At 69.9% G+C, this 15,140-nt stretch carries 13 protein-coding genes; 3 read left to right on the top strand and 10 right to left on the bottom strand.

Annotated features, from left to right (window positions below; all coding sequences use genetic code 11):
• Position 1: 1 nt before the first annotated feature.
• From MFF64_RS28585 to MFF64_RS28575, 3 genes are all read right to left on the bottom strand, one after another.
• The gene (locus MFF64_RS28585) at positions 2 to 1,834 is read right to left on the bottom strand and encodes a branched-chain amino acid ABC transporter ATP-binding protein/permease (RefSeq protein ID WP_238192946.1); all 1,833 of its coding nucleotides are present in this window, start codon (positions 1,832 to 1,834) and stop codon (positions 2 to 4) included.
• Positions 1,831 to 2,706: a branched-chain amino acid ABC transporter permease gene (locus MFF64_RS28580; RefSeq protein WP_048451453.1), complete on the bottom strand. Its 876-nt coding sequence runs from the start codon at positions 2,704 to 2,706 to the stop codon at positions 1,831 to 1,833. The genes MFF64_RS28585 and MFF64_RS28580 overlap by 4 nt, the downstream gene beginning before the upstream one ends.
• 108 nt (positions 2,707 to 2,814) lie before the next feature.
• Complete coding sequence (locus MFF64_RS28575) at positions 2,815 to 3,975, bottom strand: ABC transporter substrate-binding protein (RefSeq protein WP_099907694.1); 1,161 nt, start codon at positions 3,973 to 3,975, stop codon at positions 2,815 to 2,817.
• A 232-nt stretch (positions 3,976 to 4,207) separates the two neighbouring features.
• On the opposite strand from MFF64_RS28575, the gene MFF64_RS28570 reads away from it, so the two are divergent.
• Positions 4,208 to 5,278: a malate/lactate/ureidoglycolate dehydrogenase gene (locus MFF64_RS28570; protein WP_099907696.1), complete on the top strand. Its 1,071-nt coding sequence runs from the start codon at positions 4,208 to 4,210 to the stop codon at positions 5,276 to 5,278.
• A 21-nt stretch (positions 5,279 to 5,299) separates the two neighbouring features.
• Here MFF64_RS28570 and MFF64_RS28565 read toward each other — a convergent pair whose 3' ends face one another.
• Together MFF64_RS28565 and MFF64_RS28560 are read right to left on the bottom strand one after the other, a co-directional pair.
• Positions 5,300 to 5,713: a PIN domain-containing protein gene (locus MFF64_RS28565; protein ID WP_099907698.1), complete on the bottom strand. Its 414-nt coding sequence runs from the start codon at positions 5,711 to 5,713 to the stop codon at positions 5,300 to 5,302.
• Complete coding sequence (locus tag MFF64_RS28560) at positions 5,710 to 5,937, bottom strand: antitoxin (RefSeq protein ID WP_099907700.1); 228 nt, start codon at positions 5,935 to 5,937, stop codon at positions 5,710 to 5,712. Before MFF64_RS28560 ends, MFF64_RS28565 begins: the two co-directional genes overlap by 4 nt.
• A 146-nt stretch (positions 5,938 to 6,083) precedes the next feature.
• On the opposite strand from MFF64_RS28560, the gene MFF64_RS28555 reads away from it, so the two are divergent.
• On the top strand, positions 6,084 to 7,103 hold the full coding sequence (locus tag MFF64_RS28555) for an SMP-30/gluconolactonase/LRE family protein (protein WP_099907702.1): 1,020 nt from the start codon (positions 6,084 to 6,086) through the stop codon (positions 7,101 to 7,103).
• A gap of 233 nt (positions 7,104 to 7,336) precedes the next feature.
• Here the strand turns inward: MFF64_RS28555 and kce are convergent, their stop codons facing one another.
• From kce to MFF64_RS28530, 5 genes are all read right to left on the bottom strand, one after another.
• Entirely contained in the window at positions 7,337 to 8,266 is a 930-nt protein-coding gene (kce, locus tag MFF64_RS28550) for a 3,5-dioxohexanoate:acetyl-CoA acetone transferase (protein ID WP_099907704.1), read from the bottom strand.
• A gap of 11 nt (positions 8,267 to 8,277) precedes the next feature.
• Entirely contained in the window at positions 8,278 to 9,204 is a 927-nt protein-coding gene (locus tag MFF64_RS28545; protein ID WP_099907706.1) for a 3-hydroxyacyl-CoA dehydrogenase, read from the bottom strand.
• A 40-nt stretch (positions 9,205 to 9,244) separates the two neighbouring features.
• Positions 9,245 to 11,770, bottom strand: coding sequence for a branched-chain amino acid ABC transporter ATP-binding protein/permease (locus MFF64_RS28540; protein WP_238192945.1), 2,526 nt, complete (start codon positions 11,768 to 11,770; stop codon positions 9,245 to 9,247).
• A gap of 5 nt (positions 11,771 to 11,775) precedes the next feature.
• Complete coding sequence (locus tag MFF64_RS28535; protein WP_099901542.1) at positions 11,776 to 12,654, bottom strand: branched-chain amino acid ABC transporter permease; 879 nt, start codon at positions 12,652 to 12,654, stop codon at positions 11,776 to 11,778.
• Between the two features lie 337 nt (positions 12,655 to 12,991).
• Positions 12,992 to 14,257 carry an ABC transporter substrate-binding protein gene (locus MFF64_RS28530; protein ID WP_238192944.1) on the bottom strand — a complete coding sequence of 422 codons (1,266 nt, stop codon included), beginning with the start codon at positions 14,255 to 14,257 and terminating at the stop codon, positions 12,992 to 12,994.
• Positions 14,258 to 14,405: 148 nt separating this feature from the next.
• On the opposite strand from MFF64_RS28530, the gene MFF64_RS28525 reads away from it, so the two are divergent.
• Positions 14,406 to 15,134, top strand: a complete 729-nt coding sequence (locus MFF64_RS28525; protein ID WP_309296467.1) for a GntR family transcriptional regulator — start codon at positions 14,406 to 14,408, stop codon at positions 15,132 to 15,134.
• Positions 15,135 to 15,140 lie beyond the last annotated feature (6 nt).

The following is a 15,140-nucleotide window of genomic DNA, read 5'->3' as shown; positions in this document are numbered from 1 at the left end:
CTCAGGCCGGGGCGAGGTCGGTCTTGAGGCCCGCGTTCGGCCCTTCGGTCGATTCCTGGCCCAGATAGGCTTCGATCACGGCCGGCTCGCGCAACACCGTGGCGGTGACCCCGTCGGCGATGCGCCGGCCGAAATTCAGCACCGTGATGTGGCTCGCCACGTCGCTCACCAGCGTCATGTCGTGATCGATGATCAGGATGGTCAGGCCCTTGGCGGCCATCCGGCGCAGCAGCACGGTGAGGGCGTTCTTCTCGCTCGAGTTGAGGCCGGCCGCCGGCTCGTCGAGGAGGAGCAGCACCGGGTTTCCGGCGAGCGCCCGAGCGATCTCGACCAGGCGCTGGTGGCCGTAGGAGAAGGACGAGATCGGCTCGTCGGCCCGGGCCTCGAGCCCGACGAAGGCGAGGGCCGCCCGGGCCCGCGCCTCCAGCGAGGCGCGGTCATGGGCGACGCTGCCGTTGCCCGGCCGCTCGGCGCCGATCACCACGTTCTCCAGCGCGCTCATCGAGCGGAACAGGCGGATGTTCTGGAAGGTCCGCCCGAGGCCCGCGGCGGCCCGCTGGTGCGGGGCGAAGCGGGTGATGTCCTGCCCGTTCAACCGTACCCGGCCCCCGGTCGGGGTGTAGAGGCCAGACAGCACGTTGAGCGTCGTGGTTTTTCCCGAGCCGTTCGGGCCGATCAGCGCGTGGATGCCGCCGCGGGTGACCGTGAAGCTGACCTCGTCCACGGCCTTGAGGCCGCCGAAATGCTTGGACAGGCCCTCGACCTCCAGCACCGGCGCGGTCGAGGCCGCTTCCTGCGTCAGGGTCAGCTCCTGGGCCCGGGGCGAGGCGGGTTTGCGCGGCCGCAGGCGCTTCACCTGGTCGCCGAGGAAGCCCCAGATGCCCTCCGGCATGAACACCACGATCAGGATGACGGCGAGGCCGTAGATCGCGAGATAGAGGCCGGGAATCTCCTTCAGGAAGCGCAGCCACTCCGGGATCAGGATCAGCAGACCGGTGCCGATCACCGCGCCGACCGGCGAGCCGACCCCGCCGAGCAGCGCCATGGTGAGGAACACCACCGATTCGGCGAAGGAGAACTGGTCCGGGCTGATATAGGTGAAGCTGCCGGCGAACAGCCCGCCGCCCAAGCCTGCGAGCAAGGCGCCGATGGCGAAGGCCATCACCTTGGTGCGGTAGATGTCGATGCCGGTGACGCCCGCCGCCAGCTCGTTGTCGCGCACGGCCCGCATGGCGCGGCCGAGCCGGGTCTTGGGCATCCGCCAGACCGCATAGGCCACCGCCGCCAGCACGAAGACGCAGAGCGCGAGGTAGCTCTGGCCGTCGGCGAACAGGCCGGGGCGCTTGATGTTCGGCACGCCGTCCGGCCCGTGGGTGACCGGGATCCAGTTGATCATGATCAGTGTCAGGATCTGCTGGAACGAGATCGTCACCATGGCGAGGTAGTGGCCGCCGAGGCGCAGCGTCGAGGCCCCGAGCACCGCGCCGAGGATGAGGGCCAGAACGAGGCCGATCGGCAGGCAGAGCCAGAAGCTGATGCCGAGATCGACGGTGCCGAGGCCGACCGCGTAGGCGCCAATGCCGAAGAAGGCGGCCTGGGCCAGGTTGATCTGCCCGCACAGGCCGAGGACGACGGTGAGCCCGATGACCGCGATGGCGTAGGTCGCGGCCTGCATCAGGATGTTCAGCACGTAGCCGCTGAACGGCGTCGTGGCGGCGAGGAACACCGCGACCGCCACCAGGGCCGCGTAGGCGAGTGTGCCGACGGGGAAGCGGCGTGCGGCGACGGGGGCGGACACCGGGTCCGCCGCGACGGGGCGAGGGGAGCCGGTCATGCTTTCTCCGCGATGCGTTCGCCGAAGATGCCCTGCGGGCGCAGGGCCAGGAAGGCGACGAGGACGATGAAGGCGAAGGCGTCCTTGTAGGGCACCGAGATGTAGGCGGCGCCGAAGGTCTCGATGATGCCGAGCGCCAGCCCGCCGATGATCGCCCCGGTGACGTCGCCGAAACCGCCGATGATCGTCGCGGCAAAGGCCTTGAGCGCGATGGTGGCGCCCATCTGGATCGACACGAACAGCACCGGCGCGACAAGGATGCCGGCGATGCCCCCTAACACCGCGCTGTAGACGAAGGTCAGCATGATCATCCCGGCCACCGGGATGCCGAGCAGCGCCGCCATCTCCTTGTCCTGGGAGGTCGCCTGCAGCTTCTTGCCGAGCAGGGTGTGCTCGAAGAACCAGTACTGGAACGCCACCAGCACCGCGGTGACGGCGATGATCAGCAGGTACTGGGTGTCGAGGAAGACCGGGCCGACCAGGAAGCCTTGTGTCTCGAAGACCGGCGGCAGCACCTGCGGCTGCGGCCCGTAGAGCGCAAGGGTGGTGTTGGCGAGGAAGATCGACGCGCCGATCGTCGAGATGATCACCGGCAGGTAGGTGCGGTGGCGCAGCGGATAGTAGACGCCGAGGTTGAACAGCGCGCCCAGCAGCGCCATGCCGCCGATCGCCAGCAGGAAGGACAGCCAGTACGGCCATTGCAGGTCGACGGCGAAGACCACCATGAGGAAGGCCGCCACCATCGAGAACTCGCCTTGCGCGAAGTTCACCACGTTGGTGGCGCGGAAGATCAGCACGAAGCCGAGCGCGACGAGCGCGTAGACGGCGCCGATGCCGATTCCCGTAAACAGAAGCTGGAGGATGAGGTCCATGCGGGCCCGCCCCGATCGGATGAGAGGGGTCGTGCCGCCGCGCGTCGTGCAGCGGCCGAGACGGCATCGGGACGGCGCGTCGCCGTCCCGGTCAGGCTTCCTGAAAGGTCAGGCCTTGTAGAAGTCGATGCGCTTGTCGAAGACGATGTTGCCCTTGTCGTTGCGCACCACGTTGTAGCCGTGCAGGCCGTCGCCGTTCTGGTCGAAGTTGTAGGTGCCCTCCGCCCCCTCGTGGCCGCGGATGGCGAGCAGCGCCTCGCGGATCGCCTTCGGGTCGGTCTTGCCGGCGGCGTTGATGGCTTTCGCCAGCACCGTCACGGCGTCGAAGGTCCAGGAGGACTGGTTGTCGGGGGCGAGCTTCATCACCGCCCGGTAGGCCTTGCCGAAGTTGCGCGCCGCGTCGCTCGATTCCTCGGCGTAGTCGGCCACCCCGTAGGTGTTGTAGAGCGAGGGACCGGCGAGCTTGAGCGCCGTGACGTTGACGATCGAGGCCGAGCCGACCCAGGGCGCCTGCACGCCGAGCTGGCGCAGCTGACGGGCGAAGATGCCGAGGTCGTTCTCGAAGGTGAAGTACGAGCCGATCACGTCGGCTCCCGACTGGCGGATCGCCAGCACGACGGGCGTGAAGTCCTGGCTCTGGTTGGTGTAGCCCTGGTCGAGCGCCACGGTCGCACCCGCCTTGCCCAACGCTTCGGTCAGCGCCTTGGCGCCGCTGGTGCCGAAGGCGTCGGTGGAGTGGATGATCGCCCACTTCTTCTTGTTGAGGGTGCTGACGCCGTACTCGGCGATGACCCGGGCCGAGAAGCTGTCGTTCGGGCGGAACCGGAACAGCCAGGGGTTGCCGAGCTGGGTCAGCACCGGATCGGTGCCGCCGAAGGCCACGGGCTTGCCGGTCTTGAGGATGTCCGGCGCCATGGCGTGGTTCTGGGTCGAGCGGATCGAGCCGAGGAACGCCACCAGGTCGGGTTGGGACGCGAGCTTGGAGAAGGCCAGCACCGCGCCCGGATTGGTGGTCTGGTCGTCCTCGGTGACGAGCTCCAACGGCTTGCCGAGCACGCCGCCGGCCTTGTTGACGGCCTCGAGCGCGATCTTGGCACCGTTGAGGGCGAAGCGGCCGGCATCCGCCCCGGGCCCGGTGACCGGCAGCACCATGCCGATCCGTACCGTACCGCCCTGGGCACTTGCGGGCCGGATGATCGACGGCGCCACGAGGCCGGTGGCCGCGACCGTGGCCGCACTCTTCAGGAAAACGCGGCGCGTCGTCCTCATCGGCAATATCCTCCCGAGACATGACCGGTGCTTCGAGGCCCGGCCTTGGTCCGGATGAGACACCGGCAGCGCTGCCATGTCCATCCCCCCTGTTCATTCCCCTGGGATTAAAAATGCTGGGCCTGATCTGCACCGGACGCCCTCGACCGCGGGCGTCGGCGCGGCCATTCTCCCGCGCGCTGGAGCGCGGCCGCTCCGGCATTATCCAGAACCAAGAAACCGGGAGGATTCGATGCAGATCTCAGCCCGCGGCCTGACCGCCTACGTGCGGGACATCTTTTCGCGCGAGGGCTGCTCGGAGGCGGAGGCCGAGCGGATCGGCCGCTACCTCGTCGCCGCCAACCTGACCGGGCACGACAGCCACGGGGTGATCCGGGTGCCGCGCTACGTCGCCTGGCTGCGCGAGGGCGAGGTCGAGGCCGACCGCACGCCTGAGGTGGTGACCGACGGCCCGGCCTTCGCCCTGATCGACGCCCATTACGGTTTCGGTCAGACCGCCGGCCCGTTCGCCACCGAGCTCGGCATCCGCAAGGCGCGCGAGAACGGCGTCGCCATCGTGGCGCTGCGCCATGCCGGCCATCTCGGCCGCATCGGCGAGTGGGCCGAGCAGGCTGCCGCCGCCGGCCTCGTCTCGGTGCATTTCGTCAACGTGGCGGGCAGCCTCCTCGTCGCGCCGTTCGGCTCGGTCGACCGGCGCTTCTCGACCGCCCCCTTCGCGGCGGGCTTCCCGGTTCAGGGCGCCGAGCCGGTGATCCTCGACTTCGCCACGTCGGCGGTGGCGGAGGGCAAGGTGCTGGTCGCCTCGCAGGGGGGCAAGAAGCTGCCCGAGGGCGTGCTGATCGAGCCGGACGGGCGCCTCTCCGGCGACCCCGCGACCCTGTACGGTCCCCTCGACGGGCCGGAGCGCGACAACCTCAAGGGCGCCGGCGCGATCCGGGCTTTCGGCGAGCACAAGGGCTCGGGTCTGGCGCTGATGTGCGAATTGCTCGCCGGTGCCCTCACCGGCTCGGGCACGGCGGGGCCGGGGACGCGGCGGTTCTGCAACGGGATGTTGTCGCTCTACATGACTCCGCAAGCCTTCGGCTCCGAAGACGCGCTGGTGGGCGAGACCCGCGCCTATCTCGACTTCTTCAAGAGCGCCCGGCCGGTCCCCGGCGGCGAGGTGCTGCTGCCGGGAGAGCCGGAGCGGCGGACGCGGGCGAAGCGCCTGGCCGAGGGCGTACCGCTGCCCGATCCGGTGTGGGCGACCCTGCTGGCGGCGGGGCAGCCGCATGGGCTGGATGGGGAGGCGTATCGGAAGTGATGGATTGAACCTGGACGGTCTTTATTGGGCCGTCCAATCCTCGATAACGAGGCCGGGCACGCGGCTGAACTCACCGACGTTCCCGGTCACGAGCGTGAGGTTGGATGCGAGTGCATGCGCGGCAATCCAGAGATCATTGCCGCCGATGATTTGACCGTGCCGCCCGAGCATCGCCCGGATCGCGCCGTAGCGGCGGCCGGTCTCCTCGGGCTCGGCGATCTCAATCGGCACCGCGGCAACCAGCCGGGCGAGGGCCGCGAAGGCGGCGTCTCGGTCGATGCTCTTCGCCGCGCCGAAGCATAGCTCTCCGTAAGTCACCGGCGACATGACGGCTTCGCCGATTTGGAGCGAACTCAATCGCGCGACGATCGAGGGCGGCCGCCTGCGACGGAGCGCGATGATGACATTCATATCGAGCAGGTAGCGGGACGTCACAGGCCCTCGCGCTCCTCCGGCGGTTCGTCGTGCAAATCCGTCAGCATGTCGGCAGGCATGCTATCGATGATGTCAAGGAGAACAGAGAGATTGGCCGGACGCTCGCGCAGGACGACCTCGTTGCCGCGGCGGAAAATCTCGACTTCGCTGCCGCCGAAGCGAAACTCCCGCGGTAGCCTGACGGCTTGACTGCCGCCGGACATGAAAAGCTTTGCGACGGTCATGACGCCTCCGTATATACACGTTATATATACATCGAGCCTCCGAGCGCCACAACAGCGGCCGGCCGGTAGAAAACCACGAGACACCGCGCTCCGCTGCCGTACAATCCTCCCGTCCGGCGCGAAGACCGGACGGGAGGAGACGAGTGATGAATCGACGTGACGTCCTCGCGGGCGCCGCCGCCCTCACGGCGACCACGGTCGCGGCGCGGGCCGACCGGCTGCCCCTCGGCGACCTGCCCGGCACCCGCTATCCCGACCCGCGGGTCGAGGTGCTGGACAAGCGCTTCCGCTACAAGGTCGGCAACGCCGCCATCGAGCGCATCGCCACCGGGTTCCGCTGGGCCGAAGGACCGGTCTACTTCCGGGACGGCGGCTACCTCCTGTGGAGCGACATCCCCAACAACCGGATCATGCGCTGGCTTGAGAACGGCCATGTCAGCGTCTACCGGGCCAACTCGAACTACTCGAACGGCAACACCCGGGACCGCCAGGGCCGGCTGATCACCTGCGAGCACGACACCCGCCGGGTGACGCGTACTGAGCCCGACGGCCGGATCACGGTGCTGATCGACAAGTTCGACGGCAAGCCGCTCAACGCCCCCAACGACGCGGTGGTGGCCTCCGACAACGCGATCTGGTTCACCGATCCGGGCTACGGCATCGACGGGTTCTACGAGGGCCACAAGGACAAGGCCGAACTGCCGACCCGCGTCTACCGCCTGGATCCCGCGACCGGCCAGGCCAAGGTGGCGGCGGAGGGCATCGACCGGCCGAACGGGCTCGCCTTCTCCCCCGACGAGAAGATCCTCTACGTGGTCGATTCCGGCGCCACCCATGGCGGGCGGGCCAATATCCGCGCCTTCACCGTCGAGGGCGACCGGCTCACCGGCGACCGGGTCTTCGCGGAAGGGTTCTCGCCGGGTTTCACCGACGGCGTGAAGACCGACGTCGACGGCAATGTCTGGTGCTCGATGGGTTGGGCCGACCCGAAGGAGGACGGGGTGCGCTGCTACACGCCGTCCGGCGACCTGATCGGCAAGATCCACCTGCCAGAGACCTGCGCCAACCTGTGCTTCGGCGGTCCGAAGAAGAACCGGCTGTTCATGACCGCGAGCACGTCGGTCTACGCGGTGTACGTGGAGACGCAAGGGGCGATGGTGCCGTAGACCCGGGCTGCCGGTACGCGCACGACAGTCGCCGCGGATGAACCCTCCCCCCTCTGCGGGGGAGGGCGCCCGGCGGAACCGGGCGGGAGAGGGGCAGCGCGACGTTGAAGGACGTGGCGCCCTTCATCGAGCGCGCGACCCCTCCGGAAGCGGCGTCCCCTCTCCCGCCCCACTTCGTGGGGCACCCTCCCCCGCAGAGGAGGGGAGGGTTGGGCGTCGGAGTTATCGATCAGCTAGAAATTCACCCGGTCGCCGCCCTTCAGCGCCAGGATCTCGCGGGCGTCGTCCGGTGTCGCCACGTCGAGCCCCAGCCCCTCGATGATCTGGCGCGCCTTCAAGACCTGCTGAGCGTTCGACTCGGCCATCCGGCCGGGGCCGATCCACAGCGAATCCTCCAGACCCACCCGCACGTTGCCGCCGAGCGCGATCGCCTGCGCGGCGATGGTCATCTGGTTGCGGCCGGCCCCCAGCACCGACCAGCGGTAATCGGCGCCGAACAGCCGGTCGGCCGTGCGTTTCATGTGCTGCACGTCCTCCGGATGCTGGCCGATGCCGCCGAGGATGCCGAACACGCTCTGGACGAAGAACGGCGGCTTGATCACGCCGCGGTCGGCGAAGTGGGCCAGCGTGTAGAGGTGACCGATATCGTAGCACTCGACCTCGAACCGGGTGCCGTTCTCGGCGCAGGTCGTGAGGATGTGCTCGATGTCGGCGAAGGTATTCTTGAAGATCCGGTCGCGCGAGCCCTCGAGATAGGGCTGCTCCCAGTCATGCTGGAAGGTCTTGAAGCGCTCCAACATCGGGTAGAGGCCGAAATTCATCGACCCCATGTTGAGCGAGGCGACCTCCGGCTTGAAGTGGGCTGCCGGGCCGAGGCGCTCGTCGATCCCCATGGTCGGGGCGCCGCCGGTGGTGAGGTTCACCACGCAGTTCGAGCGCTGCTTGATGACTTTCAGGAACGGTTCGAAGGCCTGGGGCGACTGGTCGGGCTTGCCGGTCTTCGGGTCGCGGGCGTGCAGGTGGACGATCGCCGCGCCGGCCTCCGCCGCGCCGATGGCGGCCTCGGCGATCTGGTCGGGGGTCACCGGCAGGTGCGGCGACATCGAGGGAGTGTGGATCGCCCCGGTGACGGCGCAGGTGATGACGACTTTTCTCTTGGCCATGGGGGTTCCTCTCAAGATTGGGCGCGCTTGTGCGCCATGAGCGCCGCGAGGCGCGCGTCGCGCCGGCGGCTGCGCTCCGTCGGCGGAGCGGGATCGGGGCCGCCGTCCCAGGCGGCGACGATGCGGGCGGTGCTCTCGGGCGACCACACCGAGGCGGGCGCCGGATCGGCGGCGAGCCGGCCGTAGAAGCCGCCGTAGCGGGCGGCGTAATCGGCTACGCCCCCCGGCGCGTTGAGATCGATGGTGGCGAAGGGCCCGAGGAAGGACCAGCGCAGGCCCAGGCCCTCGGCGACCGTCTTGTCGAGGTCCGCCGGGCTCACCACGCCCTCGGCGACGAGGCGGAAGGCCTCCGTGAGCAGGGCCCCTTGCAGGCGGTTGAGCACGAAGCCCTCGACCTCGCGGTTCACCGTCACCGTCGCCTGGCCGGCGGCCTCGTAGAGGGCGCGGGCACGGTCGATCACTGCCGGATCGGTCCAGGGCGCGCCGCAGAGTTCCACCACCGGCACGAGGTGGGGCGGGTTGACCGGGTGGCCGACGAGGCAGCGGGCCCGCCCCGCGAGCCCTTCGGTGAACAGCGAGGCGACGATGGCCGAGGTCGAGGAGGCGAGGATCGTCTCTGGCCCGCACAGGGCGTCGAGCTCGGAGAAGAGCGCGCGCTTGGCCTCCACCGTCTCCGGCCCGTTCTCCTGCACCAGATCGGCGCCGGCGACCGCCTCGGCGAGGGTCGGGCAGGTCCGGATCCGGGCGAGGATCGCCGGGACGTCCGCCACGAGGCCGTAGGCTTCGAGCTGGCGCAGGGCCTCGGCGATGTGCCCGGGCGCGGCGTCGAGCGCCGCCGGGTGGATGTCGGTGAGGCGGACGGCGAACCCGGACCGGGCGAAGACCACGGCCCAGGACCGGCCGATCAGCCCGGCCCCGACGATGGCAACGGTTGGCATCGGTGACGAATCTCCCTCGGATCGGATCATAGACAAGAACTCACAGCCACAGCACCTGTCGGCGAAGGCCGAGGTCGTCGCGCAGGGCCTGCGATGGGCCGACATGCATCACCCGGCCGCGCTCCAGAGCCACGGTGCGGTCGGACAGGGCCAGCGCGAGATCGAGGTTGTGGTCGACGATGACGATCGAGACCTCCCGGCGTAAGGCGTCGAACGTCTCGAACAGGCTCTCGACCACCGCCGGCGCCAGCCCCTCGAACGGCTCGTCGAGGAGCAGCACCCGCACGTCGCCGGAGAGGGCGCGGGCCACCGCCACCATCTGCTGCTCGCCGCCCGAGAGGTAATCGGCCGGGGTGCGCCAGCGCTCGCGCAGGCGCGGGAAGTAGGACAGCACTCGCTCCTCGTCCCAGTGCACGCCGTTGCCGGTGCGGCGCTTGAGCCGGCCGAGCTCCAGGTTCTCGGCGACGCTCATCCCGGCGAACAGGCCGCGGCCCTGCGGCACGTAGCCGATGCCGGCCCGGGCGATCGCCGCCGCCGAGCGGCCGTCGAGGACCTCGTCGCCGAGGCGGATATGCCCGGCGGCGTGGGGCGCCAGCCCCGTGATGGTCTTGAGGCAGGTCGACTTGCCGGCGCCGTTGCGGCCTAGCAGCGCCACGATTTCGTGGGCGTGCACGTCGAAGGTGACGCCCGACAGGATGTGGCTCTTGCCGTAGAAGGTGTCGACACCCTCGAGCGAGAGCAGCACCTGCGGCTCGGCGGCGCTCGGGCGGGCACGCGCCGCCATCGCGGCGGTGCCGGAGCCGATATAGACCTCCTGCACCTTGGGGCTGGTGCGGGCATCCTCCACCGTGCCGTCGACCAGCACCGTGCCCTCGTTCATCACCGTCACGGCGTCGGCGATCTGGAATACCCGGTCGATGTCGTGCTCGACCATCAGGACCGGCACCTCGGTCGAGACCCGCTTGATGATGTCGCCGATCCGCGTGCGCTCGGCCGCCGCCAGCCCGGCCAGCGGCTCGTCGAGGAGCAGCACCCGCGGCTTCGTCGCGAGAGCCACCCCCATGTCGAGGAGGCGCTGGCCGCCATAGGAGAGCGAGCCGGCCTCCGCCCGCTCCAGCCCCGCGAGGCCGAGCCAGCGCAGGATCTCGGCGGTCTCGGCCGCCGCCTCCCGGTCGGCGCGGGCGTCGCGCCACGGGTGGAAGCGGCCAGGGCGGCGCCCCTGCACGGCGAGGCGGATGTTGTCCTCGACGGTGAGGGCCGGGAAGAGGTTGGTGATCTGGAACGAGCGGCCGATCCCGGCCTCGCAGATCCGCTCCGGCGCGAAGCCGGCGATCGAGCGGTCGGCGAGGGTCACGGTGCCGGAATCGGGCCGGAACATCCCGGAGATCAGGTTGAAGGCTGTGGTCTTGCCGGCGCCGTTGGGGCCGATCAGGGCGTGGAGCGTCCGGTCGCGCACCGCGATGGTGACGCCGTCCACCGCCTTCAGGCCGCCGAAGCGCTTGGCGATGCCGCGGGCGGCGAGGATCACGCCGTCGACGATCCCGTCGGGCCGCAGGAAGGGCGGCAGGTTCTCAGGCGCGCCCGCCTTGCGGCCGGCCATGGCGGCGTCCTCGGTGGCGGGCGGGCGCACCATCCGGTACAGCCGCCGGCCGATGCCGACGAGCCCGTCGGGCGAGAACAGGATGAAGCCGACGAACAGGAGGCCGAACCAGAACAGCCAGTTGGCGGTCCAGATCGACAGCATCTCGCGGAACAGGATGAAGAACAGAGCCCCGATCGCCGGTCCGGCGAAGCCCCGCATGCCGCCGATCACCACCATGGCGAGGAGTTCGCCCGAGAAGGCGGAGCCCAGCGGCTCGGCCGAGGCGAAGCGGTGGGTGAAGACGCTGAGCACGCCGGCGAGGCCCGTCACGGTGGCCGAGACCGTGAAGGCGAGGAGCTTGTAGCGGTTGGTCGGGTAGCCGAGGAAGCGCGCCCGCTGCTCGTTCTCGCGGATCGCTTCCAGCACCGTGCCGACCGGTGAGCGGCGGAAGCGCGCGAGCCCGACGGCGACCGCGAAGCCGGTGACGGCGACGAGCCCGTACCAGGTCCAGGCGGCGTCGAGGTCGAGGCCGAGGAAGCGCGTGCGCTCGACGCCGCCATAGCCGCTCTCGCCGCCGGTGAGCGCCGTCCAGCGGAAGGCCACGGTGAAGGAGAGGGCGGAGAGCGCCAGCGTCAGGAGCGAGAAGTAGACGCCGCGCCGGCGCAGGATCAGCAGGCCGAGGAGCAGCGACGCCGCGGCCACGAAGGCGAGGGCGAACAGGGTCGGCGGCAGCAGGGTGCCGGGGAAGAAGGTGCGCTGGCTGATCGCCGCCGCGTAGGCGCCGAGCCCGAAGAAGGCGCCGTGGCCGAAGGAGACGAGGCCGGTCTGCCCGACCAGGATGTTGAGCCCCATGCAGGCCACCGCGAACACCACCACGTCGGTGGCCGAGGTGAGGGTGAGCCCGAGCGCCTGGAGGCAGAACGGCAAGGCCACGAGGGCAACCGCCAGGAGCGGCAGGGTGAATCTCTCGCTGCGGTCGGTCATGATCGTCACTCGAACCGCAGGATGCGCTCGCCGAGGAGGCCGCGAGGCCGGACGAGCAGGATGACAGCCATCAGGGCGTAGATCGCGGCCTCGGCGAAGCCGGGATAGACCAGCACCATCAGGCCGCGGACGACCCCGACGATGAGGGCGGCGAGCACCACGCCCCAGAACGAGCCCAGCCCGCCGATCACCACCACCACGAAGGCGCCGGTGAGCACTTCCGCGCCCATCGCCGGGTGGACGCCGGAGATCGGCGCCAGCATCACCCCGGCGAGCGCCGCGAGGCCGACGCTGAGGCCCACGACGGTCGCCATGTAGGGCTTGAGCGAGATGCCGAGGGCCGCGACCATGTCGGGGTTCTGGACCCCGGCCCGGACCACGCGCCCGAAGGTGGTGCGCTGGAGCAGGAACCAGACGCAGGCCACCGCCACGACCACCGCCGCCAGGATGGTGAGCCGGTAGCGCGACAGCACGAAATCGCCGACGAAGATCTGCCCGCGCAGGGCCTGCGGAATCGAGTAGGGCAGGGGCGGCGCGCCGAAGATCATCCGCAGGGCCTGCTCCGCCACCATCGCGAGGCCGAAGGTGAGGAGCAGCGAGAGGATCGGGTCGGCGCGGTAGAAGCGGCGGAAGAGGAACCGCTCGACCGCGAGACCGATCACCGCGACGAGGAAAGGCGCGACGAGGAGCGAGCCGCCGAAGCCGAGGGCGGGGGAGAGCACGATCGTCAGGTAGGCGCCGATCGCGTAGAACGCGCCGTGGGCCAGGTTGACGATGCCCCCTAAGCTGAAGATCAGCGACAGGCCGAGCGCGATCAGCAGGTAGATCGCGCCCAGGAACAGGCCGTTGACGACCTGCTCGACGGCGAGGGTGAGGAGGAGCACGGGGTCAGTTCCTGTCGAACGACGTCGAATTCATCGGAATATTGCTGCGTGAGTCAGGATGGAGCGCGGGCTTGTCCTCTCCCCGCGGGTGGAGAGGGCCGAACCCTCGTGCAGAGGGTTCGGCAAGCCCCGCAGGGCGAGGATGAGGAGGTGTTTTTCGGAGGAGTCACACGCCGAGACCCCCTCAACCCTCGCTCCGGCTACGCCTCCGCCAGCTCCGTCGACCACAAGGTCGCCGGAGCCCTCTCCCCGCCAGCGGGGAGAGGAGGGATGCGCTCGAACCGTTGCTACTCCCCTCGATCGGGAGACGCGGCTCACGGTGCGGGCGGCTGGCCCCCTACCCCTCCATCCTGCACGCCGCCTCCTCCGCCGTCGGCGCCAGCACCTCCATGTCCTCGTTCGGGCCGGGGATCGCCGGGGTCGAGGTGAACAGGTCCCACTTGTCCTTGACCTTGTCGGCGGGGAGCGCCGTGATCGCGTACATCTCGCTGATGAACTGGTGGTCGCGGGCGCGGAAATAGCCCGGGCGGGGCTTCTGCACGTCGAACTTCGCGCCGCTCTCGAGGTATTCGACCAGCTTCGGCCCCTCGGTCGACTGGGTGTCGGCCATCGCCTTGGCGACGATCTTGACCGCGTTGTAGTCGCCCCAGGCCTGGTTCTCCGGCGGCTTGCCGTATTTCTTGACGAAGGCGGCGACGAAGGCCTTGGCGGAGGGCGTGTCGACCTTGTGGTGCCACAGGCACGGCCAGGTACCGGCGAAGTTGCCGGGCCCGGCACCCCAGGCGAGCGCGGTGTCGAAGCCGAAGCCGGCGACCGGGAAGGGCAGGCCGTACTCGGCGTATTGCTTGAGGAAGTTGGTGATCTGGTTGCCGGCGAGGTTCGAGATCACGAGGTCGGGCTTCGCCTGCCGGATCTTGATCAGGTAGGCGGAGAAGTCGGTGGCGTCTGTCGGCACCAGCTCGTCGGCCGCGAAGGTGCCGCCGTTGCCCTGCATGAACACCTTGGCGACGCGCAGGAGGTCGTGGCCGAAGGCGTAATCGGCGGTCAGCGAGTACCAGCGCTTGCCCTTGACGAGGCCCTGCTCGGTCAGCGAGCGGCCGACCGCCTTGACATACATCGAGTTGGCGCCCTCGACGTGGAACATGTAGCGCTTGCAATCCTGCCCGCGCAGCGCGTCCGAATTGGCGCCGGTATTGAGGAAGATCGTCTTGCCGCGCTGCGCCACCTGGCCGATGGCGAGCGCCGAGGCGGAAGAGATCTCGCCGACGATCGCCGAGACCTTGTCGCGCTCGATGTAGCGCTCGGCCTTGCCCGACGCGGTCTGCGGGTTGACCGAATCCTCGGTCAGGAGCTCGACCTTGCGGCCATTGATGCCGCCGGCGGCGTTGATCTCCTCGACGGCCAGCTGGGCGGCCATCACGGCGTATTCGCCGAGCGGCCCGAGGAAGCCGGTGCGCGGCGTGAGATGGCCGACGCGGATCGGCTGTGCGCCTTGCGCCCGCACGAGGCCCGGCATCGCGAGCGCGGTGCCGGCTGCGAGGCCGCCCTGCACGAGGCGGCGGCGCGTGATCAAGTGGCGCTTGGGGGTGAAGCCCTGCGTCATGGTGCGTGTCCTGCCCGAGATCGCATCACGGTCGTTCGGGTTGCCGTGATCTGTGATCACACTTAGGCTGGCATCAAACGGCGCGCCTGTCGAGACGGTCCAAACCGTCCGTCCGCGCCATAGGGGGAACGCAGGGGGGGAGGTCCGCTTGGAAAGGCGGGACTTGCATGGAGGGGAGGCGCGCGAGCGCCCCGACCCGGACGGCGTCGCGCCGCTGGCGCGGATCACCCTCGGCACCCAGGTCTACGACGCCCTGCGCGACCTGCTGATCGCCGGCGAGCTGGCGCCCGGGGAGCGGCTGTCCCTGCGCACTGTCGCCGAGCGGCTCGGCACCTCGATGATGCCGGCGCGGGAGGCGGTGTCGCGGCTCGTCGCCGACGAGGCCCTGGAGGTGCTGCCGAACCGGGCGGTCCGGGTGCCGGTCATCACGCTCGGGAAGTTCCGTGAGCTGACCCGGGTGCGCATCGCCGTCGAGGGCTTCGCGGCGGCGGAGGCCGCGCGAATCGTCGGCCCTCGCGACCTCACGGCGATCCGGGAGCACGACGAGGCGTTCCGGCACGAGGTGCGGGCGCCCGAGCCCGACCTGGAGCGGGCGATGCGGGCCAATCGCGACCTGCATTTCGCGGTCTATGAGGCCGCCGGCCTGCCCTCGCTCATCGCGATCATCGAGGGCCTGTGGCTGCGAATCGGCCCGGTGCTCAACCTCGACATGCGCTCCTCGCCCCGCCGCCTCGCCGAGGGCGGGGCCGAGGCGCACCACGCCGACCTCGTGGCGGCGCTGAGCGTCGGCGATGCGGAGGGCGCCCGCACGGCACTCGCCGCGGACATCGCCGGCAGCGCCGCCTTCATCGAGACGACCGGGCGCCTCGCGCCCTAGACAAGG

The sequence above is a fragment of the Methylobacterium frigidaeris genome, assembly GCF_022179185.1.
Classification (GTDB): Bacteria; Pseudomonadota; Alphaproteobacteria; order Rhizobiales; family Beijerinckiaceae; genus Methylobacterium; species Methylobacterium frigidaeris.
Note: the sequence above shows the minus strand (reverse complement) of the source record. Positions and strands in the feature narration are given on the sequence as shown.

What these genes read in the sequence shown, in the direction of transcription:
- MFF64_RS28585 (WP_238192946.1), bottom strand. Translation starts at nt 1,834, where the DNA reads ATGACCGGCTCCCCTCGCCCCGTCGCGGCGGACCCGGTGTCCGCCCCC.
- MFF64_RS28580 (WP_048451453.1), bottom strand. Translation starts at nt 2,706, where the DNA reads ATGGACCTCATCCTCCAGCTTCTGTTTACGGGAATCGGCATCGGCGCC.
- MFF64_RS28575 (WP_099907694.1), bottom strand. Translation starts at nt 3,975, where the DNA reads ATGAGGACGACGCGCCGCGTTTTCCTGAAGAGTGCGGCCACGGTCGCG.
- MFF64_RS28570 (WP_099907696.1), top strand. Translation starts at nt 4,208, where the DNA reads ATGCAGATCTCAGCCCGCGGCCTGACCGCCTACGTGCGGGACATCTTT.
- MFF64_RS28560 (WP_099907700.1), bottom strand. Translation starts at nt 5,937, where the DNA reads ATGACCGTCGCAAAGCTTTTCATGTCCGGCGGCAGTCAAGCCGTCAGG.
- MFF64_RS28555 (WP_099907702.1), top strand. Translation starts at nt 6,084, where the DNA reads ATGAATCGACGTGACGTCCTCGCGGGCGCCGCCGCCCTCACGGCGACC.
- kce (WP_099907704.1), bottom strand. Translation starts at nt 8,266, where the DNA reads ATGGCCAAGAGAAAAGTCGTCATCACCTGCGCCGTCACCGGGGCGATC.
- MFF64_RS28545 (WP_099907706.1), bottom strand. Translation starts at nt 9,204, where the DNA reads ATGCCAACCGTTGCCATCGTCGGGGCCGGGCTGATCGGCCGGTCCTGG.
- MFF64_RS28540 (WP_238192945.1), bottom strand. Translation starts at nt 11,770, where the DNA reads ATGACCGACCGCAGCGAGAGATTCACCCTGCCGCTCCTGGCGGTTGCC.
- MFF64_RS28530 (WP_238192944.1), bottom strand. Translation starts at nt 14,257, where the DNA reads ATGACGCAGGGCTTCACCCCCAAGCGCCACTTGATCACGCGCCGCCGC.